At 57.4% G+C, this 20,901-nt stretch carries 20 protein-coding genes and 1 tRNA gene; 10 read left to right on the top strand and 11 right to left on the bottom strand.

From position 1 onward, the window contains the following. Nucleotides 1–9: 9 nt before the first annotated feature. From ADG881_RS02430 to ADG881_RS02415, 4 genes are all read left to right on the top strand, one after another. Nucleotides 10–657: a hypothetical protein gene (locus tag ADG881_RS02430; protein WP_007150156.1), complete on the top strand. Its 648-nt coding sequence runs from the start codon at nucleotides 10–12 to the stop codon at nucleotides 655–657. A 181-nt stretch (nucleotides 658–838) separates the two neighbouring features. Beyond that, on the top strand, nucleotides 839–1,891 hold the full coding sequence (gene sohB / locus ADG881_RS02425; RefSeq protein WP_156790316.1) for a protease SohB: 1,053 nt from the start codon (nucleotides 839–841) through the stop codon (nucleotides 1,889–1,891). Between the two features lie 35 nt (nucleotides 1,892–1,926). Then, on the top strand, nucleotides 1,927–2,919 hold the full coding sequence (locus ADG881_RS02420) for a YhdH/YhfP family quinone oxidoreductase (protein ID WP_007148742.1): 993 nt from the start codon (nucleotides 1,927–1,929) through the stop codon (nucleotides 2,917–2,919). A gap of 136 nt (nucleotides 2,920–3,055) precedes the next feature. Next, nucleotides 3,056–4,012 (top strand): zinc transporter ZntB, encoded by a 957-nt coding sequence (locus tag ADG881_RS02415; RefSeq protein WP_007150402.1) that lies wholly within the window; start codon nucleotides 3,056–3,058, stop codon nucleotides 4,010–4,012. Between the two features lie 53 nt (nucleotides 4,013–4,065). Here ADG881_RS02415 and ADG881_RS02410 read toward each other — a convergent pair whose 3' ends face one another. The 3 genes from ADG881_RS02410 to ADG881_RS02400 all read right to left on the bottom strand — a co-directional run bounded on the left by ADG881_RS02410 (nucleotide 4,066) and on the right by ADG881_RS02400 (nucleotide 6,572). Next, entirely contained in the window at nucleotides 4,066–4,554 is a 489-nt protein-coding gene (locus ADG881_RS02410) for a DUF934 domain-containing protein (RefSeq protein ID WP_007149933.1), read from the bottom strand. Beyond that, the gene (locus ADG881_RS02405) at nucleotides 4,547–6,193 is read right to left on the bottom strand and encodes a nitrite/sulfite reductase (protein WP_007148579.1); all 1,647 of its coding nucleotides are present in this window, start codon (nucleotides 6,191–6,193) and stop codon (nucleotides 4,547–4,549) included. Before ADG881_RS02405 ends, ADG881_RS02410 begins: the two co-directional genes overlap by 8 nt. 133 nt (nucleotides 6,194–6,326) lie before the next feature. Next, on the bottom strand, nucleotides 6,327–6,572 hold the full coding sequence (locus tag ADG881_RS02400) for a DUF2970 domain-containing protein (protein ID WP_007150013.1): 246 nt from the start codon (nucleotides 6,570–6,572) through the stop codon (nucleotides 6,327–6,329). Nucleotides 6,573–6,835: 263 nt separating this feature from the next. Between ADG881_RS02400 and nfuA the strand changes: the two genes are divergently transcribed. Beyond that, complete coding sequence (gene nfuA / locus ADG881_RS02395; protein ID WP_007151259.1) at nucleotides 6,836–7,432, top strand: Fe-S biogenesis protein NfuA; 597 nt, start codon at nucleotides 6,836–6,838, stop codon at nucleotides 7,430–7,432. Between the two features lie 117 nt (nucleotides 7,433–7,549). Here nfuA and ADG881_RS02390 read toward each other — a convergent pair whose 3' ends face one another. Both ADG881_RS02390 and ADG881_RS02385 read right to left on the bottom strand, forming a co-directional pair. Then, entirely contained in the window at nucleotides 7,550–8,338 is a 789-nt protein-coding gene (locus ADG881_RS02390) for a M48 family metallopeptidase (protein WP_007150545.1), read from the bottom strand. Between the two features lie 8 nt (nucleotides 8,339–8,346). Then, entirely contained in the window at nucleotides 8,347–9,972 is a 1,626-nt protein-coding gene (locus ADG881_RS02385) for an AarF/UbiB family protein (protein ID WP_007151443.1), read from the bottom strand. A gap of 486 nt (nucleotides 9,973–10,458) precedes the next feature. Here ADG881_RS02385 and ADG881_RS02380 point away from each other — a divergent pair, with 486 nt between their 5' ends. Continuing rightward, nucleotides 10,459–10,782 carry an SET domain-containing protein gene (locus ADG881_RS02380; RefSeq protein ID WP_007148468.1) on the top strand — a complete coding sequence of 108 codons (324 nt, stop codon included), beginning with the start codon at nucleotides 10,459–10,461 and terminating at the stop codon, nucleotides 10,780–10,782. Between the two features lie 10 nt (nucleotides 10,783–10,792). On the opposite strand, the gene ADG881_RS02375 is transcribed toward ADG881_RS02380, so the two are convergent. Genes ADG881_RS02375 through ADG881_RS02365 form a run of 3 tightly spaced genes read right to left on the bottom strand, consistent with a single transcriptional unit; the run spans nucleotide 10,793 to nucleotide 14,546 of the window. After that, nucleotides 10,793–11,482 (bottom strand): RluA family pseudouridine synthase, encoded by a 690-nt coding sequence (locus ADG881_RS02375; protein ID WP_039925985.1) that lies wholly within the window; start codon nucleotides 11,480–11,482, stop codon nucleotides 10,793–10,795. After that, nucleotides 11,457–13,856 carry an endopeptidase La gene (gene lon, locus ADG881_RS02370; RefSeq protein WP_007151549.1) on the bottom strand — a complete coding sequence of 800 codons (2,400 nt, stop codon included), beginning with the start codon at nucleotides 13,854–13,856 and terminating at the stop codon, nucleotides 11,457–11,459. The genes ADG881_RS02375 and lon overlap by 26 nt, the downstream gene beginning before the upstream one ends. A 54-nt stretch (nucleotides 13,857–13,910) precedes the next feature. Continuing rightward, a complete protein-coding gene (locus tag ADG881_RS02365; protein WP_007149617.1) occupies nucleotides 13,911–14,546 on the bottom strand; it encodes a methyltransferase in 636 nt (211 codons plus the stop codon). A 110-nt stretch (nucleotides 14,547–14,656) separates the two neighbouring features. Here ADG881_RS02365 and ADG881_RS02360 point away from each other — a divergent pair, with 110 nt between their 5' ends. After that, a complete protein-coding gene (locus ADG881_RS02360; protein ID WP_007148954.1) occupies nucleotides 14,657–15,901 on the top strand; it encodes an AarF/ABC1/UbiB kinase family protein in 1,245 nt (414 codons plus the stop codon). 25 nt (nucleotides 15,902–15,926) lie between these two features. Here the strand turns inward: ADG881_RS02360 and ADG881_RS02355 are convergent, their stop codons facing one another. Beyond that, nucleotides 15,927–16,886, bottom strand: a complete 960-nt coding sequence (locus tag ADG881_RS02355) for an alpha/beta fold hydrolase (protein WP_007151576.1) — start codon at nucleotides 16,884–16,886, stop codon at nucleotides 15,927–15,929. 160 nt (nucleotides 16,887–17,046) lie between these two features. Next, nucleotides 17,047–17,892, bottom strand: coding sequence for a DMT family transporter (locus ADG881_RS02350; RefSeq protein ID WP_007148890.1), 846 nt, complete (start codon nucleotides 17,890–17,892; stop codon nucleotides 17,047–17,049). Nucleotides 17,893–18,117: 225 nt separating this feature from the next. Between ADG881_RS02350 and thpR the strand changes: the two genes are divergently transcribed. Together thpR and ADG881_RS02340 are read left to right on the top strand one after the other, a co-directional pair. Further along, nucleotides 18,118–18,633, top strand: coding sequence for an RNA 2',3'-cyclic phosphodiesterase (thpR, locus tag ADG881_RS02345; RefSeq protein WP_007149165.1), 516 nt, complete (start codon nucleotides 18,118–18,120; stop codon nucleotides 18,631–18,633). A 111-nt stretch (nucleotides 18,634–18,744) separates the two neighbouring features. After that, nucleotides 18,745–19,377, top strand: coding sequence for a YbhB/YbcL family Raf kinase inhibitor-like protein (locus tag ADG881_RS02340; RefSeq protein ID WP_007148653.1), 633 nt, complete (start codon nucleotides 18,745–18,747; stop codon nucleotides 19,375–19,377). 119 nt (nucleotides 19,378–19,496) lie between these two features. On the opposite strand, the gene ADG881_RS02335 is transcribed toward ADG881_RS02340, so the two are convergent. Next, a tRNA-Pro gene (locus tag ADG881_RS02335) sits at nucleotides 19,497–19,573 on the bottom strand. Nucleotides 19,574–19,727: 154 nt separating this feature from the next. On the opposite strand from ADG881_RS02335, the gene ADG881_RS02330 reads away from it, so the two are divergent. Next, nucleotides 19,728–20,894, top strand: coding sequence for a class I SAM-dependent methyltransferase (locus tag ADG881_RS02330; protein WP_007150882.1), 1,167 nt, complete (start codon nucleotides 19,728–19,730; stop codon nucleotides 20,892–20,894). Nucleotides 20,895–20,901 lie beyond the last annotated feature (7 nt).

Raw genomic sequence — 20,901 nt, 5'->3', positions numbered from 1 at the left:
GATTTGAGCATGAACTACACCTTGGCACCCCTGGTGCTTATCGCTTTCAGTCTTCTGTTCGTTTTGCTGGGCGCCTGGGTATTGCTGCGCCAGAAGTGGGTGCTGCAATGGCTGAAAGGCACCGCCGGGCTGTTGTTGGTGGTGTTGGCCATCTATATGAGCGTCTTTGCGTTGAACCTCTACGGCTACAAGGAATATGCCCAGGAAGTCTCGGTGGCCACAGTCAGCTTCCGCGAATCCGGTGATCAGTCCTTTATTGCTACCGTCACCCGCACAGACGGCAGCGCGGAAGACTTCCGATTGAAAGGGGATCAATGGCAACTGGATGCTCGCGTGATCAAGTGGAAGATGCCGTTCAGCCTGCTGGGCCTGAAACCAGGTTATCAACTGGACCGTATCCAGGGGCGTTATTACGCTCTGGAAGACGAGCGCTCCCGCGAGCGTACCGTTTACAGCCTGCATCGCGATCCGGTTGGTCTGGATGTGTGGTTGTTGGCAAAAGAAGGCTGGAGCCTGATTATCGATGCCCGCTACGGTAGCGCGGCTTATCTGCCCATGGCGGATGGCGCTTTGTTTGAGGTCAATGTGGGGCCTACCGGGCTGGTGGCGCGCCCCATGAACGGCAGCGCCCAGCAAGCCATTTCTGGTTGGGACTGATTCTCCTGCGGCCGACCGCCAGGTTGGCGGCGCACCTTCCTGTCCGGGGCAAACCCTCTTTGCCCCGTCTTTATCCCCCGCTGATTACCCCAATGGCTCCGGCTTATGTAGAATCAGCGGGAGTTTGATTTCCGTGAATTACTGGCGCCGCGCGCCGGATCCCCTGGAGAGTAGATAGACTGTGATCGCGTTTTTAATGGAATACGGCATGTTTCTGGCCAAAGTCGCCACCCTTGTAGTGGCGATTTTGTTTATTTTGGGCGGCATTGCGGCGGCAGCGTCGCGTAATCGCGGCAAGGGCGATCAAGATGGCGAATTGAAAGTCCGCCATCTCAATGATGAGTTCGATGACCTGAAGGAGTCCCTGGAAGCGGAAATCATTCCGGAGGCTCAGCGTAAAAAGGCCGACAAGGCCAAACGCAAACAGGAAAAGCTTGAGGCTAAACAGAAGAAGAAAGCCGGCACTGAGGACAAGATCCTGCCGCGTCTGTTTGTTCTCGATTTCGATGGCGACGTTCAGGCAAGTGGTGTGGATCACCTGCGCCGTGAAATTACCGCCGTTTTGCAGGTCGCCAGCCAGGATGACGAAGTGCTGGTGCGGCTGGAAAGCCCCGGTGGTCTGGTGCACAGCTATGGGCTGGCATCCTCGCAGCTGCGTCGAATACGTAATCAGGGGATCAAGCTGACCATCGCTGTGGATCAGGTGGCCGCCAGCGGGGGTTACATGATGGCCTGCATTGCGGATCGTATTGTGGCGGCGCCTTTTGCGATTATCGGCTCTATTGGTGTGGTCGCGCAGATCCCGAATTTCCATCGTTTGCTCAAGAAAAACGATATTGATGTGGAGCTGATGACCGCCGGTGAATACAAGCGCACCATGACCATGCTGGGTGAAAATACCGAAAAAGGCCGGGCCAAGTTCCAGGAAGAGCTGGAAGATACCCATCAGTTGTTCAAGGGATTTGTCCGCGACAACCGTCGTGGTCTTGATCTGGACAAGGTGGCTACTGGCGAACACTGGTTCGGCACCCAGGCGAAGGAACTGGGCCTGGTTGATGAAATCATGACCAGTGATGAGTTGTTACAACTGCGCAAAGACAGCCAAACGCTCTACCAAGTACAGTGGGAAGCCAAACGCAAGCTGGGAGAGAAGCTCGGCTTTTCCCTGGAGGCGACTGTACATAGAGTGCTGGAGAAGTTCTGGCATCGAGGTAGTCAGCGCCAGATTCACTAACCTTGTTTTTACCCAACACCGCAGAGGAGTAGTCCATGAGTTTTCAGGCATTACAAACCCGCGAGACCGATACCGGCTATAGCAATTCGCTGGTAGAGCGCGAGCTGAGCGAATTGGGCGAAGGGGGTGTATTGGTACGGGTGCAGTGGTCGTCACTGAACTACAAGGATGCGCTGTCAGCCACCGGCAACAAGGGTGTCACCCGTCAATTTCCCCATACCCCGGGCATTGATGCCGTTGGCGTGGTGGAAGAGGCCAGCGATGGTCCTTTTAGTGTGGGCGATGCGGTGATTTGCACGGGTTATGACCTGGGTATGAACACTGATGGCGGCTACGCAGAGTATATCCGCGTGCCTGCTGAATGGTTGGTGCCGCTACCGGATGGCCTGGCGCCTCGTGATGCCATGCTCTTGGGCACCGCTGGCTTAACGGCGGCACTGAGCGTTGAGTCGTTGCTTGATACGGGCGTTAATCCGGATCAGGGGCCGGTAGTGGTAACCGGAGCAACTGGCGGCGTGGGCAGTGTTTGCGTGGCGATTCTGGCCAAGCTGGGATTTGAAGTGGTTGCTGTCAGTGGTAAGGCGGATGCCAGCGCATGGCTCACGGATCTGGGTGCCGCGCGGATCATTGATCGCCAGGCTTTTCTGGACAGTGCGGCCAAGCCAATGGCCAAAGAACAATGGGCCGGTGCGGTGGATTGCGTCGGTGGTGAGATGCTCGCTGCTGCTCTCAAGGGGCTCAAGTACGGTGGCAGTGCTACCTGCTGCGGGCTGGCAGGTTCGCCAAAACTGGAAATGACGGTTTTCCCGTTTATTCTGCGCGGTGTCAATCTGCTGGGTGTAGACAGTGTTGAGCTGCCCTGTGAGATCAAACAGCAAATGTGGCAACTGTTGGCCGATGAGTGGATGCCAAAGAACCTGGCGCTTCTTGAAGCCGATGAAACGGATCTTGGTGGTGTGGTCGAGTGGGTGGATCGCATTCTTGCCGGGGGCGTCCGTGGTCGGGTTGTGGTGAAACTCCCGCAATAGCGACTGGCTAGAGCAGGCCAGACAGAACGTAAAAGCGCGGTTTATCCGCGCTTTTTTTATTTGTGCGCTTTTGTCCGCTAACGCATGCTGTGTAGCGTGGCAACATGTTATGCAGTGGCGAGTGGAAAGGACGCTTATGAACGAATCTCACTGGCTTAAAATAGCCCTGACCCTGGATGGGCAGGGTGGCGCTACCGGTTTCGATGCGCAGGCGCGGTTATCCGAAACATCGCCATACTGGGTTCACCTGGACTATACGCAGCCGCAAAGCGAGCAGTGGCTTGAACAGCAGTCCATTCCGCCAATGGTTATTACGGCACTTACTGCCTCGGAAACGCGGCCTCGTGCCACAGAAGTGGCGGGTGGCTTGCTGGTGTATCTGCGCGGGGTCAATTTGCATCCAGGTGCGCGGCCTGAAGACATGATTGCCCTGCGGTTGTGGGTCGGGCCTCAAGGCGTAATCAGCACTCAGAAACGCACGTTGTTGTCGCTGGTGACCGTGCAGGAAGAGCTCGATGCCGGCGAGGGCGTGGTTGCTATTCCAGCGCTGGTCACCCGGCTGGTTGATCAATTGATCTGGCGAATGGAAGACGTGATCGAAAACCTGGAGTCTGAGGTGGAAGACTGTGCGTTGTCCATCGAGGAGGCCCCGACCATTAGCCTGACCCCGCGCCTCAGCCAGATTCGTCGCCGTTCTATCACGTTGCGACGCTTCTTCGCGCCGCAACGGGAAGCGCTGATCAAATTGCAGAACGAAGCCATGTTCACCGGTGGCGATGCCTTGCTGCTTCGCGAAGCCGGGGATCGCTTGCAGCGTCTGCTGGAAGATCTGGATGCGGCCCGCGAGCATGCCACCTTGCTGCAGGAAGAGGTTTTCTCCGTGCAGAACGAAGCCATCAACGATCGCATGTATCTGCTGGCGATGATCTCCGCGTTGTTTCTGCCGTTGGGTTTTCTTACTGGCCTGTTCGGCATCAATGTGGGAGGCCTTCCAGGTGTTGAAGACCCTGCGGGTTTCTGGTGGTTTATGGCGGGGATCGGGGTTGTCAGTGTCGGGGTGCTGGTGTGGATGCGAAAACGCCGCTGGCTCTAACAGGCTGCTAAAGCGGTAACGGCGTTTTCATGGTGCCAGAAGCGGTTTGAAATCTAACCGCGTCGATACAGAGGGCGCGGTTCGTTGACATCCCCCTGATAGGTGACGCTGAAATCTTTCAAACCTTGCAGTGCTTCTTCGATGCTGCGGTCTTCGCGCACTTCGAACGCGTTGAAGCCGCAGCGGGTCATGTAGAAGAGCTGGTCGCGGAGTACGTCGCCGGTGGCGCGAACTTCACCCTTGAAGTTGTAACGGGTGCGAAGCTCTCGCGCATAGGAATACCCACGGCCGTCTTTAAACGCCGGAAAATGGATGGCGACCAGGGGCAGGGCGCCCAGGTCGTCTTCCAGGTCTTTCGGTTCTTCGCCCGGCGCCAGCCACACGGCCACATCGCCACGACTGAGCAGCGCATCACGGTTCGCCTGCCAGTAGGCCAGCGGCACAATGATGTTGCCGATGGGCAGCTCGCCTTCCAGCGTGTCACCTTCAAGGCGTTGCCACTGGTTGTCCACGATGGCGCCATCAATGATTACCTTACCCATAGATGCGCTCCTTGAACGGGTCCATGCCAATACGCTCGTAGGTGTCGATAAACGGCTCGTTTTCGAGACGCTTTTCCACGTAGAGTTTGATGATCTTCTCTACCACGTCGGTGATTTCTTCGGACTCGAAGGAGGGGCCCATTTTCTCACCCACGCGGGACAGTTTGTCGCCGCGACCGCCCAGAGTAACCTGGTAGAATTCCTTGCCTTTCTTGTCCACACCAAGGATGCCGATGTGACCGATGTGGTGGTGGCCACAGGCATTCATGCAACCGGAAATATTCAAATCCAGCGGGCCCAGATCGTGGACATAATCCACATCGTCGAAGCGACGCTGAATGGATTCGGCAATAGGGATAGATTTGGCGTTTGCCAGCGCGCACAGGTCGCCGCCGGGGCAGGCCACGATATCAGTGAGCAGGCCCAGGTTCGGTGTGGCAAAGCCCAGGGCATCCAGTGCTTTCCAGAGGTCATACAGATCGTTGGCGGCCACGTCAGACAGCACCATGTTCTGTTGGTGGCTGTTGCGAAGCTCGCCAAAGCTGTACTGGTCCGCCAGGTCGGCAACGGCTTCCAGTTGCTCGTCACTGATATCCCCCGGTACGCGACCGGTGCGCTTGAGCGTCAGGGTGACGGCCCGGTAGCCAGCCTGTTTGTGCGCACGGGTATTGGTGTGGAACCAGCGGCTAAAGGCCTTGTCTTCGGCCAGCTTGGCATCCAGCGCGGCCGTATCGGCGCTTTGGTAATCCGGGGCGGTGAAGCATCCCTTGATGCGTGCCACTTCTTCGGTGGTCAGGGTCATCTCGCCGCCTTTCAGCTCGGCGAATTCCTGCTCCACCAGTTCGCGGTATTTCTCCGCGCCGAGGGCTTTCACCAGAATCTTGATACGCGCCTTGTACTTGTTGTCGCGGTTACCGTACTTGTTGTAGACGCGGAGAATCGATTCCAGGTAAGCGAGCAGGTCCTGCCACGGTACAAATTCACCGATGACCGCACCGGTCATGGGGGTACGGCCCAGGCCGCCGCCAGCCCATACCTGGAAGCCGGTTTCGCCGTTGGCACCGTGTACCAGCTGCACACCGATATCGTGGACACCGATCAGGGCCGGGTCTGCGTCGGGTACGGCGTTAACGGCAATCTTGAATTTACGCGGCAGGTAGGCGAATTCCGGATTGAAGGTAGACCACTGGCGGATGATTTCGCACCAGGGGCGTGGGTCTTCAATCTCTTTGGGATTAACGCCAGCAAATTCATCGGTGGTGATATTACGGATGCAGTTACCACTGGTTTGAATGGCGTGCATCTGTACGTCGGCCAGTTCCGCCAGAATGTCCGGCACTTCCTCAACGGAAGGCCAGTTCAGCTGAATGTTTTGGCGGGTGCTGACATGACAGAAACCCTTGTCATAGGTCCGCACGATATGCGCCAGACGACGCAGCTGACGACTCGCCAACAGGCCATAAGGAACGGAAATACGCAGCATGGGCGCATAACGCTGAATGTAGAGGCCGTTTTGCAGGCGAAGGGCAAGAAACTCGTCTTCGCTGAGCTCATTGGCGAGAAAACGGCGGGTCTGGTCGCGATACTGCGCCACCCGCTCTTCCAGCAACCGTTGATCGTATTCCTGATAGACGTACATGGGACTGTATCACCGTCCTTAAATGCTTAAAATTCAATAGGTAAGCGTTGCTCCCAGAGGGAGCAGAGCGGCACTCTAGCAAAGCGCCCTTATAGTGAAAAGAAATATCTTGGCATATCTCTATTACGTAGAGCTATTTAGCCGCGGCATCCAGCACCAGATTCACGGTCACCACCATACCGATCACCAGGGCCGCAACGAGCACGACATAAACGCCGATAAAGTTGCCCGCATCGCCTTTGGTAAAGTCCCGTTCCCGGTTCTTGCTGCTTTGAACACCGAGCAAACCGGCCAGAATGCTGTGAATGGTCTGCCAGAGAGTGGGCTTGCCGTTATCCGGTTGCTGAGCCTGATCCTGAGCGGGGTGTTGGTCTGACATGGGTAATCCTGTGTTTTGGCTGAAGGCTAAACGTTGGATGTTCGCGGCGTACGATAAGCACGCGCCGCCGGGGGCATATTGTACTCCTGCCAGCTGCCCGACGACAGCATCAAGCAGGCAGACTTGAATTGTGTGTGCGGTGTCGCCATTGCAACTGCTGAGTACCTGACTAAAATAGTCAGGAAATGAAGCTGGCGCAGGTCGCCGCTTTTACCTCTTACGCCCTTTATTGCGTATGGGTTCATTCATCCCGACCAGGAATCATGATGGCAGAGCAGTTGATCGACATTACCGAAACCGCCCAGGATTACTTGCGTGACTTGCTGAGCAAGCAGGATCAGGCCGAGATTGGTGTGCGTATCTTTGTCGAGCGCCCAGGCACCCCGCACGCGGAATGCTGTATGGCCTATTGCCCGGAGGGCGAACAGGAAGAAAGCGATGTTCGCTATGACTACGAAGGGTTCCACGCCTGGATCGAGGGTAAGAGCGTCCGCTATCTGGAAGACGCGGTTATCGACTACAAGAAAGACAGCATGGGCGGCCAGCTGACTTTCCGTGCACCCAAGTCCCGTGTCCCGGATATCAGCGAAGATGCCAGCATCGAAGAAAAGATCAACTACGTACTGTACGCCGAGATCAACCCGAACCTGGCCGCCCACGGCGGCAGTGTGCAGCTACTGGAACTGACCGAGGACAACGTGGCCGTGCTGGAATTCGGCGGCGGCTGCCAGGGCTGTTCCGTGGTGGATGTGACCTTGCGTGACGGGGTAGAGAAAACCCTGCAGGAGCGGATTCCCGAGCTTGCCGGTGTGCGGGACAAGACCGACCACTCGGTGACCGACAACGCGTATTACAGCTAACAGCTATGAGCTTCTAGTATCTAGTTCTAGAAAAAGCAAAAAACGCAGCCTTGAGCTGCGTTTTTTGCTTTTATGGATCTTGTTTTTTACTCGTTGCGAGCAGCTCGCCGCTATTCTTTACCCACACTGCGGAGTTCGACCCGCCGCTTTCGCCTGGTTATACAGCGGCATAACCTCCGGGATGCGTGCTTGTAGCCCATTGATGCGGGTGCTGTTGGACGGGTGAGTGGACATGAATTCAGGCGGCTCGTTACCGTTGGCCGCGTTCATGTTCTGCCACAGGGATACACTTTGACGCGGATCAAAGCCGGCCTGTGCCATCAGTTGCAGGCCTATGATATCGGCCTCGGCTTCATGTTTGCGGCTGAAAGGCAGGGCCAGCCCATATTCGGCGCCAACCCCCAGTGCGGCCAATACACCTTGTTTGGTGGCGCTGTCTTCCCCGGCAAGTGCACCAAGTACCTGCATGCCGCTTTGGGTGGCGTATTGAAGTGACATGCGCTCATTGGAGTGTTGTGCCTGCACATGGCCGATTTCATGGCCAATCACTGTGGCGAGCTGACTCTGGTTGTTGGCCACTTTCAGCAAGCCCGTGTTCACTCCGATCTTGCCGCCTGGCAGGGCAAACGCATTGGCGCTGTCGTCCTGGAAGAGGTTGACCTCCCATTGCTGGGAGCCATCCAGGGTGGCAGTGATCGCCGTGGTCACACAGCGGACATAAGCCGTCTGCTGCTGGCTGCTGCTCAGCGGTTTTTCATCTTTCATCTGGGAATAGGCGGTGACACCCATTTCATCCATCTGGTCGGCGGGCAGCAACAGAAACTGCTGGCGCCCCAGCGGTGAGGTGGCACAGGCAGCCAGGCTTGTGGCAAGCACGCCAAGGGTGAGAAATTTACGCAACGTCATTGTTTATTTTACTCCCATTCCCGCAGGAAACGTCGGGACACGAACATTAACCAGCCAGCCCAGCCGGCACTTGAAAGAAAGATAATAAAGCCAAACACCGAAATTCCCCAAGGGGCAGGGGGCACCCGGCCGCTCAACATGATGGCGCCGGCCAGTAATCCGCCGGTGACCAGCAGGGTTTGGACCTGCCTGTACTGGCCACGTTCGATTCTCGTAATCAGCCGCTCCAGGTGACGGGGATCAATGCCCGCCTCACCGGGAGCGGCCTGGCCTGGTACGGGGGGCGGCGCATAGACCTTGTCGACCACGTCGAGCGCTCGCAGACTCAGGCTTTTTGCCAGGCGAACCGGTGAGTAGCGTGTGCGAATCATGCGTTTGAGTAACGGCTCGGCCTCACTCATCAGGTCAAAATGGGGGTTCAGCAGTCGGCCAAAGCCTTCCAGGGTGATAATGGCCTTGATAAACAGGGCAATGTCGCTGGGCAAGACCAGATTGTGATTGCGCACCAGGGCGGTGATGTCGTTGAGCAGGGCACTGATATCCAGCTGGGAAATTGATACACCGTGGTACTGGCTGATTACGTCTTCCACGTCGGATACCAGCTGGTCGAACTTGATGGGTTGCCCGTCGGACCAGCCGGACAAGACGCCAGCGCATTGTTCGGCCTCACGCAGCACCACCGCGCGGGTAATCTGCAGAATCTGCTCGCGGCGACTGTGGCTGAGTTTACCGACCATGCCGAAATCAAGCATGGCAATCCGGTTCCCCGGCATGATGATGAAGTTGCCGGGATGCGGGTCGGCATGGAAAAAGCCGTCTTCCAGGGCCATTTTCCAGGCGGCCAGAGCGCCTCGGCGTGCGATTAATTCCCGGTCCAGCCCGGCCTCATTCAGGCGTTCCACGGCTTTTGCCGGAATGCCTTCAACATGTTGTTGTACCTGAACCGTCGGTGATGAGAGGTCCCAATACACCTTGGGAATCTGCAGCCATTTAAACTGCCGGAGGTTTTTACGGATACGGTCCGCGTTACGCCCTTCAATGGTGAAATCGAGTTCTCGTGTCAGCGACCGTTTGAATTCGCGCACCAGTTCTACGGGCCGGTAGCGTCGTAGTTCAACGGAATTGTCGGCGGCCAGTTTGGCCAATTGGTCGAGTAGGCGCAGGTCCGAATCAATCTTGTCACGGATGCCCGGTTTCTGAACCTTCAGTACGACTTTCTGGCCACGGCGAGTCAGTGCGCTATGCACCTGGCCAATGGAAGCGACGCCGATCGGCTCCGGATCTATGCGGGCAAAAAGGTTGTCGACAGGTTTCCCCAGCGATAATTCAATGTCTGCCTTGAGCGTGTCGAACGGCACTGCCTGGGCCTGATCCTGCAATTTTTCGAATTCGGCAATCCAGTCCATGGGGAACATGTCCACGCGGGTTGCCAGCACCTGGCCGAGCTTGACGAAGGTCGGGCCCATTTCCTCCATGGCATGGCGAAGGCGTTCTGCGGTGCCCATGCGCAACATGTCTGGTTTCATGCTGCTGCGAACCAGTTTTCCCGCATGCTCGACCGGGGTGGAAAGTCCCAGCCGCCGAATCACGTCGGCAAATCCGTACTTGAGCAGGATCGCTGCCAGTTCATTCATCCGCAGTAGATCTTTGCCTGTGTGCAAAAGGTTCACAACATTGTCCCTGTAGGCTGGGCTGTTATGCCGGTTTGAACGCGTTGTCGCAAGGTTGCAACAACTGACCGGTAAAACGTCTGCTTGGGCCGTTAAGGTGCCTTAACAGGCTGTTAACAGCATTGTCGATTTTCTGGCAAGATGCCATGGTAATCGTAATCACTGCAAGGGAACCTCTGAATAACTCCTTGCATGCTCAGTCTTTCAGGCTGGCTCGCAATCTAGGCGCGATTTTGAAGGTGTATGTCCATCCATCGAAAAAAACGCAACGACGAGTGCGGGCCAGCCTGGAAGACCCGGAGGGCGCGGCCTGAAGCGCACATCTGCTGCGCCTTGCCTCTAGGAAAGGGAGCCACCCTGTCCGTCAAGACAAGACTCAACAGCTGCACGCTTCAGGCCACGCTGAGTACGCAAGGAGTTATTCAGAGGTTCCCAAGGTAAAGCGCAAACATGTCTGAACACTATTTACGCGATGATCTGGTTGAAGTCCGCAACAGTGAGGTCCATGGCCGGGGTCTTTTTGCCAGCCGGGATATCGCCCGCAATACCGAATTGGGTCAGTGCAAGGTTAAGCCTGCAAAGGGTAGCGGCCCTTATGTGTTGTGGCTGGATGATGAGGGCGAGGAGCGCTATCGGGTGTTGTGTGATTTACGTTTCATCAATCATAACAAGCGCGCCAATGTTGCCTATTACGATGATTTGACGGTGGTGGCGCTGAAGAAAATCAAGGCCGGTGACGAGCTGTTCCACGATTACGGCGAAGAGTGGACCTGAACAGCGTTCCCTAGAATGGGGAGGGGGAAGTGAATTCCTGCCACAGACCTGTGACGGGGTGGTTGAACGCGAGCCATTCGGCGTGCAGCAGCAGGCGCGGGCTGAGGGCTTCGATTTCGGCGGGGGCATACATGTCGCAGCCGATGATCGGATGGCCAAGCTCGCGACAGTGAATGCGCAGCTGGTGGCTGCGCCCGGTGACGGGACTGAGCAGCAACCGGGTCCGGTTGCCGGGAATGTCACGCTCCAGCACACGGTAGTGAGTTAAGGCATTTTTGCCGGTTTCGTGGCAGACCTTCTGCAAGGGGCGGTTTGGCCAGTCCGCAATCAACGGCAGGTCGATACTGCCGCTGTCGTGTTCCACTAGGCCATGCACAACGGCCTGATAACGTTTTTGCACCGTGCGAAGCTGGAATAGCCGGCTCAATCTGCTTTGTGCCTGGGCAGTGAGAGCAAACACCATGATCCCCGAGGTATCCAGATCCAAACGGTGTACCAGACGAATGTCTGCATACTGCGCTTGCAAGCGGCGGACCGCGCAATCCTTGTTCTCCGGCGCACGACCGGGAACGCTTAACAGGTACGCGGGTTTGTTGATCAGCAGAATGTGGGCATCCCGGTACATCGTCCCCACGCGCTCATGGCACAGGGGGACAATGTAGTAGGGCGCTGGGTCAGCCCCAGAGGGTATGGAAGACATCGCTGTACTGCCCGGCAAAGTGAACGGTGAGGCCCTGTTTCAGATAATCGGGCAGTTCATCAAAATCCCGGCGACAGGCCTCCGGAAGAATTACTTCCTTGATTCCCACGCGGCGGGCCGCGATGACTTTTTCGCGGATGCCGCCAACCGCCAGTACTTGCCCGGTGAGAGTCAGCTCTCCGGTCATGGCAACCTTGCGCGGCACCCGTTTTTTCATCAGCAGGGAAAGCAGGGCAGTGGCCATGGTAACGCCGGCACTGGGCCCGTCTTTGGGCGTCGCCCCTTCGGGCACATGCAGGTGCAGGAAGGCCTCATCGAGCTGCGCCGGATCCAGGGAAAACTGCGCCAGATTACTCGCCACATAACTGTAGGCGATCTCGGCGGATTCTTTCATCACATCGCCCAGTTGTCCGGTCAGCTTGAATCCCCGCTGTTTGCTGTGCACCTGATTGGCTTCAATGGACAAGGTGGCGCCGCCCATGGATGTCCATGCAAGTCCGGTAACCACGCCCACACCGCGTTGGGTTTTCTCTGTCTGGAAATACGGTTGGCCGAGGAAGTCGGTCAGGTTCTTGCCAGAGATGCTGATTTTCTTCTCGCCAGCCAACAGTTTCACCGCGGCTTTGCGGATGATCTTGTTGAGCTGTTTTTCCAGGTTCCGTACCCCGGCTTCACGGGCATAGCCTTCCACCACGTGACGCAGGGCGCTGTCGCTGATGCGCAGCTGCCCCGGCTTGACGCCGGCCCGTTCCAGGGAACGGGGCCACAGGTGTTGCCGGGCGATGGCGACTTTTTCTTCGGTGATATAACCCGACAGGCGGATCACTTCCATGCGGTCGAGCAGGGGGCCGGGAATGCTGTCCAGGGTGTTGGCCGTGCAGATGAATAAGGCGTGGCTAAGGTCCAGGCGTTCATCCAGATAGTGATCGAGAAAGTCCTGGTTTTGCTCCGGGTCGAGTACTTCCAGAAGCGCGGAAGCCGGGTCGCCCTGAAACGATTGGCCCAGCTTGTCGACTTCATCAAGCATGATCACTGGGTTGCTGGTGCCGGTTTCTTTCAGCGCCTGGACCAGTTTGCCGGGCATGGCGCCGATGTAGGTACGGCGATGCCCCTTGATTTCCGCTTCGTCGCGCATGCCACCCAGGCTGAAGCGGTAGAACTGGCGATCCAGGGCATCGGCGATGGACTTGCCAATGCTGGTTTTGCCGACCCCTGGCGGACCCACCAGCAGAATGATGGAGCCTTTCACTTCGCCGCGCAGGGCGCCCACGGCGAGAAACTCGATGATGCGGTCTTTCACATCATCCAGCCCGCTGTGGTGTTCGCCGAGTACTGTCTGGGCATGGCCCAGGTCCAGATTATCATCGCTGTACTGGCCCCAGGGCACGCTGGTCAGCCAGTCCAGATAATTACGGGTCACGCCATATTCTGGCGAGCCGGTTTCCAGCACGGACAGTTTCTGTAATTCATCGTCGAAGCGCTTTTGTACCGGCTCCGGGGGAGAGAGGGCATCCATGCGTTCACGGAAGGCATCCGCTTCGGCGGTCTTGTCGTCCTTGCTCAGGCCCAGTTCCCGCTGGATAATTTTCAGCTGCTCGCGGAGGAAGAATTCGCGCTGATGCTGGCTGACCTTTTCGTTGACCTCGTCGGAAATTTCGCTTTGCAGCCGGGCAACCTCAAGCTCCTTTTTTACCAGCGTGAGGACTTTCTCCATGCGCGGCTTCAGCGGCACGGTTTCCAGAATGGTTTGCAGCTCTACACCGTTGGCACTGGTGAGCGCAGCAGCAAAATCGGTAAGCGGCGAGGGCTCACTGGGTGAAAAGTTCTGCAGGTAGTGGCGCAGCCCTTCGTTGTACAACGGATTGAGCGGCAGCAGTTCCTTGATGGTGTTGATAATCGCCATGCCATAGGCGCGAATGGTTTCATCCGCTTCAGCACGGGGCTCCGGGTAACTCACATCAGCCATGAACGGATGTTTGCGGCTCAACCAGCTGTTGATGCGAAAACGCGAGGTGCCCTGGGCAACCAGTTGAAACTGGTCGTTCTCTTCATTGAGGGCATGGACTTTCACCAGGCAGCCGAACTCGGGAAAGTCTTCGGCGGTTACCGAGTCCGGGTTTTTTTCTCCCACGTACACAAGCCCCAGGGACTGATGCGGCGTCTGGCTGACTCGCTCGAGGGTTTGTTGCCAGCGGGCTTTGTCCAGCATGACCGGCTGCACCAGCCCCGGCATAAAGGGGCGATGCTTCACCGGAATCAGGTAAATACGCTGTGGCGGCGTATGTTCTGGCACCGTGAGGCCGCCGGACTGCGGCTCAGCACTATCAGAAGGGTGTTTGTCGGTATGGTGATGGGCGCTATCGTTGTCAGTCATAATCCTGTCACTTCCATGGTCCGTGGAAAGAACATGGTGGCGAGGGCGGAAAATTCAATTGTCGATGATTAACAGATCTGCGCGCAAAGCCTTGGGGGTTTGGGTTCGGCGTTCGACCACACGGCTGTTCAATTTGCCGGCTTCGCATTTTTCCGCCAGTGCATAGAAGGGAGAGCGGCCGGGGTCGGCAATGATGATCTGTTTGACGCCCGCGCGCAGGCTGCGGCGAATCAGGTTATAGAGCACGGGCGTCAGTTCATCCCAGAAGCAGATGTCCGCACCGGCGACGATATCCACATCCGCCAACCGGGCCTGCGTCAGCTTCTCGAAGCGGGCCTGTAGCGGTGTCACGTCCACCTTGTTGATGCTGGCATGCAAATCCAGATAAGGGTACACGTCCGGGTCCGCATCCACCGCGGTCACCCGGCAGCCAAAGCGTTTTGCCGTGAAAATAGACAGCGGCCCCCAGCCACAGCCGATATCCATCAAATGCTCATCAGCGGACAGCTTCCGTTTGGTCAGGTGATCCATGATCAGGTAACTGGAATTCCACACCTTGTTGCCGTGAATTGATGGCGTGTGGTTGGCCCGTTTCAGCCGGCGGACTTCCTTGTGGCCGGAACGCAGCAGGGTAATGCCGCGAGTGCGAATGGTATGGGGTTCTCCAGCACGTATAACTGTTCCTGACATAATCGCTCACCAGCGGCAAAGTTTGGGAACAGTACGGTCAAGCCCCCTGTGATTCAAGTATGAAATCACAGGCATAATGCAGGAATGGCGATACGAGTGACAAAAACAGAATGATCAGAAAAGGCATCGTGGGCCTGGGCGGTCTGGCTGCCGGGCGTTCGCGGTATATTCGTGCTGTTGCTGCGGTGGCCCGAATCGGTGCGGTGTATGCGTCGGGGCTACGCAGCGGGGACCGGGCCGCCTGCCATCGTCGCGGGGCGGATATTCTGGTCGCGCTGTGTCGTCGCAATGGGGCTTTCTGGGTCAAGGCGGCGCAATTTTTCAGCTGTCGACCTGATGTATTGCCGCTGGAATATATCGAAGCATTCCAGCAGCTGCAGAATGATGCCCAGCCTGTTCCTTTCCCGTTGATCGAGAAAACCTTGCGGCGTTCCTGGGGCAGTGACTGGCGCCAGCAGTTTGCCTGGCTGGAGGAAGCGCCGGTGGCAGTGGCATCCATCGCTCAGGTACACCGGGCACAGCTCAAGGATGGCCGTGACGTTGCCATCAAGGTGCGTTTGCCGGGTGTGAAGAAAGTCTTTGAGCAGGATGCCAAAGTCTTTCAGGCAGTGGCGGCGCTGGTGGCGCCCACCTTTCGTGAATTCGACCTGCAGCAGGCCATTGAACAGCTGCTGATCATGACGGCCATGGAGCTGGATTTCCGCAACGAAGCCGCGAATACGTTGCGTTTTTCCCGCCAGCCCCATCACGAGCGCATTCGCATCCCGGATATCATCGAGGGTTTATGCGGTGAGTCGGTGTTGGTGACCAGCTGGGAAGGCGGGCAGCGACTGCGCAATTACCTGGATACCCACCCTGAAAAAGCCCAGGACCTGCTGGGCGTGTTGTTGACCAGCTATCTTCAGCAGGTCACTCGCTTTGGCGTTTACCAGGCCGACCCGCATCCGGGCAATTTTCTGGTGACTGATGATGAGCAGGTGGTGATTCTGGATTATGGCGCCATAGGTGTGCTCACGGCGGATGAGGTACGCCGTTACTCCCGCCTGCTCTATGGATTGATGGGGTTTGAGGGGCCGGTGGATATCGGTGAGCTTTTCGTGCAGGCCGGGTTCAAGGGGGGCAGCCCGGAAACCCTGAAGGAGCTGGCGCTCTATGTTCTGACCGATCGTCTCAATGAGCAGGGACCGATAGGCGCCATGGGGGAATTGATGAGCCGCTTTCGGGAAGAGCGTATCAGTATCCCCGATTCCTATATTGGCATTTCCCGGGTGCTGATTACGCTGGGTGGTTTTCTGATGAGTTATCAGGTGCCGTTTGACTGGACTCCGCCGGAGCAGCGCGCCGGCGGAGGTTGATCAGATTTGTGGGGGCAGCAGTGTTTCAGGGCCGCGCTTCGCGCCAGAAGGCACGGAAGGCATCGGCGCTTTTGCCGGGTGCTTCAGCCATGGGGACATGGCCAATGCCGTCAAGAATCACCGCGCGGGATTGTGGTAATTCCTCAAGAAAAGCAGCTACATTATCCACGCCAAGCAAGCGATCTTCGCGCCCCCAGAGTACCAGGGTCGGTGTTTGAATAGTGGGCAGCACATTCTTGTCTTCGAGCTCCATACCCGGATCGTCCATCAGATCCCCCCATACTTTTTCAGCCACATCTGCGTTCTCCGCTTTCTTTTGCCCCATGATGTCGATAAAAAATCCGGGCATGTAAGGCGGTTCTTCCATGGCCCACTTCAATGTGGTCTGGAATTGTTCAGCCTTGTGCGGAATCAGCGGGTTGCTCTCACTCTTGGCGAGAACATTTTTGAATTCCTTGGTCTGGCGAGTCAGCCCGGCAGAGTCCACCAGGCCCATGGAAAGCACTCGCTCTGGCGCCTGTTGCGCGATAGCCAGGGAAATGGCGCCGCCCATGGAGTTGCCCGCCACATGGAATTGCTGAATGTCGAGCGCGTCCATCAGTGTTAGCAGGCGGGAAGCCTGGGCTGCCATGGTGTAATCCAGATTCAGTGTGCGGGTGGTTTGTCCGTGGCCGGGCAGGTCTGGCACCACAAAAACGAAATCGCCCTCGAGCTCATTGGCGAAACGAATCCAGTTACTGGAGTCAGCGCTGAACCCATGAATCAGTAACACGGTTTCTTTTGGGTCGGTGGACTCTTCATTTTGGGGTTCACTGACAAGAAGGTGCCATTCGATGCCGTCGGCCGTGGTCAGGGTCTGGTCTTCCAGCCCGGCGCGGCTTTTTTCCATGCTCAGGCCATTGTCATAGGCCCAGCGTGCTGCGTCTTCGCAGCCATTCAAAAAGACAGTACACAGAATAAAAAGAAAAAGGTGTTTCGGTTGCATGCCGAACTCTCCGTTGTATGGCGTCACCTTCAAGGCACTTCTCGTTTCCCCATGGGGGAAGCGAAAAAGAGATTGCCTTGCCCAAGCTGGGCCAAGCATAGGGGATATACAGCGAAAATAGCCTTCTGAACGGGCCATTTTTCTAATCTGAACGGGTTTCCTAACGGGACTTGAGATTCCAGATGCCGGCGGCCACGATCAACAGGGTGCCGAGAACGGTCGTTAGCACCAGGGTTTCTCCCCAGAACATCCAGCCAAGCAGTGCCGCCCAGATCACGGAGGAGTAATTATAGACACCGACCTGGCCGGGCCGGGCAATCTGGTAGGCGGTGGTCATGGCGTATTGTCCGCCTGTGGCCACCAGGCCGATGGCGATAAGCCAGAGGTAATCGGTACCCGCAGGCAGGGTGGTGGCCCACAGCAAAGGGAGAGACGAAAACAGCGTGGCAAAGAGTGCAAAGTAGAACACCACACGCTGGGCGGGCTCGGAAACCGCCATGCGCCGGATGCTGACTTTGGCAATGCTCATGATGGCCGCGCCGGCCAGGGCCACCCACATGACCGGGTCAATGTGACCCTGCCCGGCGCGCATAATGATGGCAACGCCGATAAAGCCGGCGATGATGGCCAGCCAGGTATGTAATCCAATCCGTTCACTGAGCCATAACCAGGCGATGACCGGCAGGAAAAACGGCACCGTCATTTTGACCAGTACCGCCTCTGCCAGGGCAATATGCCCAATGGCGTAAAAGAAACAAAACATGGCACTGACGCCGGTGAAAGCACGGATCAGGTGCAGATGCACAAAGCGGGTTCGCAGCTGCCCAAAGCCGCCGCGAGTGGCGATAATGGGCAGCAGGAACATCAGTCCGAAAAGGTTACGGGCAAACACGATGACCTCGGTGTCGAGGTGATCAGACAGGTGTTTGATCATGGCAGCCATCACCGCCAGCAGGCCTTCCCCGAGTATCAGCAGCAAGGCACCCTTTAGTGGTTGATCTTTCATTGGGCGGTGTCCGCGGGTGAAGGTTGAAGGGGCTGCAGGGAAAACGGCCAGACTGTTCGGCACGCAGAGCGTGTCTGTTGTCATGTTCGCATCGTAACCGAGCTGATAGCCTAGGATGTCAGGCTCTAATCAGAATACATTCAGGGTTCCGGTCAGCCGGGGCGGCATTCTACCGCTGTCCCTGTCGGGACGCCATGCCATCAGGTGGGAGGTCGAAGAGGACACATGCGCTGTTTTATCGGGATTCCGGTCACTGACGCACTGGCAGACCAGTGTGTGACATTGTCCCACAGCATGGGCCGGGCGACCCCCATAGCTAACCTGCACCTGACACTGGCGTTCCTGGGGGAGCAGACCCAATCGGCCTTGAGCCAGCTGCATGGCTCGCTGACAGAGCTCGCTGGCGAGAACCCGCCGTTTCAGCAGCTACTGAACCGTTGTGAACCGTTTCCCCAGGAACAGGGCCCTTTTATGGCGCTGACTGGTGCCGCGTGCCCGGCGCTCAAGCAGCTACACCATGATCTTTGGTTGTGTCTTCAGGGGTACGGTTTCTCGCCGGAGGAGCGGCCGTTTCGCCCCCATATTACATTGGCCAAACCGGGACTGACGCAGACGCCTTTCAAGGCCATTGGCGACTGGGTGCTACCCGTGAATACATTGGTGCTGTACCGCAGTGAGCTGGGCGAGCCGTTTCCGAGTTATGAGCCACTGGCGCAGTTTCCCCTGCTGGCGGGTGATTAGCCGGTTAATGGCCTGGGGTGCTATGCGTTCGGCATCCAGCAACTTGAATTCCCCGTTATTACCCGCATGCCTGATAGAGTATGCATGCAGTGCAACAAGGAGAGCTTACCGATGCAGTTACTTAGCAACAGCCTCACCGACCAGGCACCGATTCCGGAAAAATTTGCTTTTGCGGTGATCGACCCGGGCACCCACGTATCCCTGTCGAGCAATATCAATCCGCATCTGGCCTGGAAGGGGGCCCCGGAAGGAACCCGCTCCTTTGCGGTGGTGTGCCTGGACCCGGACGCGCCCAGCGCGGCCGATGATGTGAACCAGGAAGATCGGGAAGTGCCGGCCAGCCTGCCGCGAGTCGATTTTTATCACTGGACCTTGTTCAACATTCCTGCGGACCAGAGTGAAATTCGCGAAGGCAGCCATTGCGACAGCGTCACCCCGAAAGGCAAACGCGGCCCGGCGGCGCCGGACGGGCAGCGCCATGGGCTTAATGACTACACCGGCTGGTTTGCGGGCGACGCAGACATGGAAGGCCAGTACTTCGGTTACGACGGCCCTTGTCCACCGTGGAATGACAGCACCGTGCACCGCTATGTCTTTACGGTCTATGCACTGGATGTGGAAACCCTGCCAGAAGGGAAGGATCTAAGCGGCGCGGCACTGGCTGAACAGATCAAGTCACATTCACTGGCTCAAGCCAGCCTGACGGTTAGCTATACGCTGAATCCGCGTTTGGCTGAAGGGTGACATGCCGGATTAATGAGCGGGGCGGTATGAGGTTTTACCGGTTTCGCCTTGCATGGTTCAGAAACGAAAAAGGCCGCTTTCGCGGCCTTTTTGCTGCCCCCTTATTCCAGGGGCTTATCTGGTCGGAGTAGCAGGATTCGAACCTGCGACCCCTACGTCCCGAACGTAGTACTCTACCAAGCTGAGCTATACTCCGATGGCTGCGCATTCTAGCAGCCAATTCAGAAAATGCCATACCTAAATGCGGCGGGCACGCGTGGTTGCGCAGTTTCTGGCCAATCCGGCAATCAGCGGGCAAAATGCGCGCCCGCAGGTATTTCACCCATGTATTTCTCGATGGCAGGACCCGAATGACACCTTTCCTTCACCCCTGGGGCCAGCTTGCATTGCAGCGCTGGCCACGCCGGCGCAATGAGACCTTACAGGCCTGGGACAATGCGGACCTGTACCTGCTCAACACGTTGGCAGAACGCGGCCTGCCTGTATCGGAAGCAGATGAAACCGCAAAGGCCGGCGCAAGGACGCTGGTGCTGAATGATCAGCAGGGCGCACTGGCTCTGGCGTTGCAGCAAGCAGCCCCGGCGGGGTGTGCAGCGGTGCAAAGCAGTGGTGATTCCTTTATGGCCCAGGCTGCCACTCTGGCCAATGCCGAGGATAACGGCCTGACACTGGTATTGCCGTTTCTGTGGCCCTTCGATCCGCCGGGGCAGGCACCGGACCAGGTGATTATGCGTGTCCCCAAGTCTGTTGCGCTGCTGGAGTGGCAGCTGCACTGGCTGAGCCAGCATCTTCCACAGGGGGTACCCGTGTGGTTGGCAGGCATGGATAAACATTTGCCCCGGCAGTTGGTGCCATTGCTGCAACGTTATCTGGGTAACGGTCGTGCCGAGTACGGCTGGAAGAAAGCCCGCTTGTTCAGTGCACAGACCCCGGGGCAGGTTCTGGCTGACACCGATTTCCCCAGCAAGGTGAAAGTAGGTGACTGGCAATTAACCGTGCATGCCGGCGTGTTCGCCCAGCAACAGCTGGATATTGGTGCGCGCTTCTTCCTGGATCATCTGCCACAGTCGTTGCCGGCAGGCTCCCGTGTGCTGGACCTGGGGTGCGGCAACGGGGTGATCGGCCTGGCTGCATTGCAGGCCAGCCCCGGCGCTGAGATGACGTTTTGTGATGAATCCTGGCTGGCTCTGGAAAGCGCCCGTGACAATGTGTCGCGCTACTTTCCCAATCGCCAGTGCCACTTTCACCATGGTGATGGTTTGGTGGGGCTGGAGAGAGAGTTCGACTGCATTCTGTTGAATCCGCCTTTTCATGACGGGCACGTGGTCGGTGATCATGTGGCCCGGCGATTGTTTAATCAGGCGGCACGGGCCCTGGCTCCGGACGGTGAATTACGGGTTATCGGTAATCGGCATCTGGGGTATCACAAGGTGTTGTCGCGCCGGTTCGGGTCGGTGACGGTATTGGGCAGCAACGCCAAGTTTGTGGTGTGGCGTTGCCAGCAACCCTTGACCTGATGTTAGG

This window comes from Alcanivorax sp. DG881 (genome assembly GCF_000155615.1).
Lineage (GTDB): Bacteria > Pseudomonadota > Gammaproteobacteria > Pseudomonadales > Alcanivoracaceae > Alcanivorax.
Note: the sequence above shows the minus strand (reverse complement) of the source record. Positions and strands in the feature narration are given on the sequence as shown.

Bases quoted from the DNA above. Each gene is read 5' to 3' on its own strand.
- ADG881_RS02405 (WP_007148579.1), bottom strand. From the start codon at position 6,193: ATGTACGTCTATCAGGAATACGATCAACGGTTGCTGGAAGAGCGGGTG.
- thpR (WP_007149165.1), top strand. From the start codon at position 18,118: ATGCGCTGTTTTATCGGGATTCCGGTCACTGACGCACTGGCAGACCAG.
- ADG881_RS02365 (WP_007149617.1), bottom strand. From the start codon at position 14,546: ATGTCAGGAACAGTTATACGTGCTGGAGAACCCCATACCATTCGCACT.
- nfuA (WP_007151259.1), top strand. From the start codon at position 6,836: ATGATGGCAGAGCAGTTGATCGACATTACCGAAACCGCCCAGGATTAC.
- ADG881_RS02400 (WP_007150013.1), bottom strand. From the start codon at position 6,572: ATGTCAGACCAACACCCCGCTCAGGATCAGGCTCAGCAACCGGATAAC.
- ADG881_RS02380 (WP_007148468.1), top strand. From the start codon at position 10,459: ATGTCTGAACACTATTTACGCGATGATCTGGTTGAAGTCCGCAACAGT.
- ADG881_RS02355 (WP_007151576.1), bottom strand. From the start codon at position 16,886: ATGCAACCGAAACACCTTTTTCTTTTTATTCTGTGTACTGTCTTTTTG.
- ADG881_RS02415 (WP_007150402.1), top strand. From the start codon at position 3,056: ATGAACGAATCTCACTGGCTTAAAATAGCCCTGACCCTGGATGGGCAG.
- ADG881_RS02340 (WP_007148653.1), top strand. From the start codon at position 18,745: ATGCAGTTACTTAGCAACAGCCTCACCGACCAGGCACCGATTCCGGAA.
- ADG881_RS02390 (WP_007150545.1), bottom strand. From the start codon at position 8,338: ATGACGTTGCGTAAATTTCTCACCCTTGGCGTGCTTGCCACAAGCCTG.
- lon (WP_007151549.1), bottom strand. From the start codon at position 13,856: ATGACTGACAACGATAGCGCCCATCACCATACCGACAAACACCCTTCT.
- ADG881_RS02385 (WP_007151443.1), bottom strand. From the start codon at position 9,972: ATGAATGAACTGGCAGCGATCCTGCTCAAGTACGGATTTGCCGACGTG.
- ADG881_RS02330 (WP_007150882.1), top strand. From the start codon at position 19,728: ATGACACCTTTCCTTCACCCCTGGGGCCAGCTTGCATTGCAGCGCTGG.
- ADG881_RS02360 (WP_007148954.1), top strand. From the start codon at position 14,657: ATGATCAGAAAAGGCATCGTGGGCCTGGGCGGTCTGGCTGCCGGGCGT.
- ADG881_RS02410 (WP_007149933.1), bottom strand. From the start codon at position 4,554: ATGGGTAAGGTAATCATTGATGGCGCCATCGTGGACAACCAGTGGCAA.
- ADG881_RS02420 (WP_007148742.1), top strand. From the start codon at position 1,927: ATGAGTTTTCAGGCATTACAAACCCGCGAGACCGATACCGGCTATAGC.
- ADG881_RS02350 (WP_007148890.1), bottom strand. From the start codon at position 17,892: ATGAAAGATCAACCACTAAAGGGTGCCTTGCTGCTGATACTCGGGGAA.
- ADG881_RS02375 (WP_039925985.1), bottom strand. From the start codon at position 11,482: ATGTCTTCCATACCCTCTGGGGCTGACCCAGCGCCCTACTACATTGTC.
- ADG881_RS02430 (WP_007150156.1), top strand. From the start codon at position 10: ATGAACTACACCTTGGCACCCCTGGTGCTTATCGCTTTCAGTCTTCTG.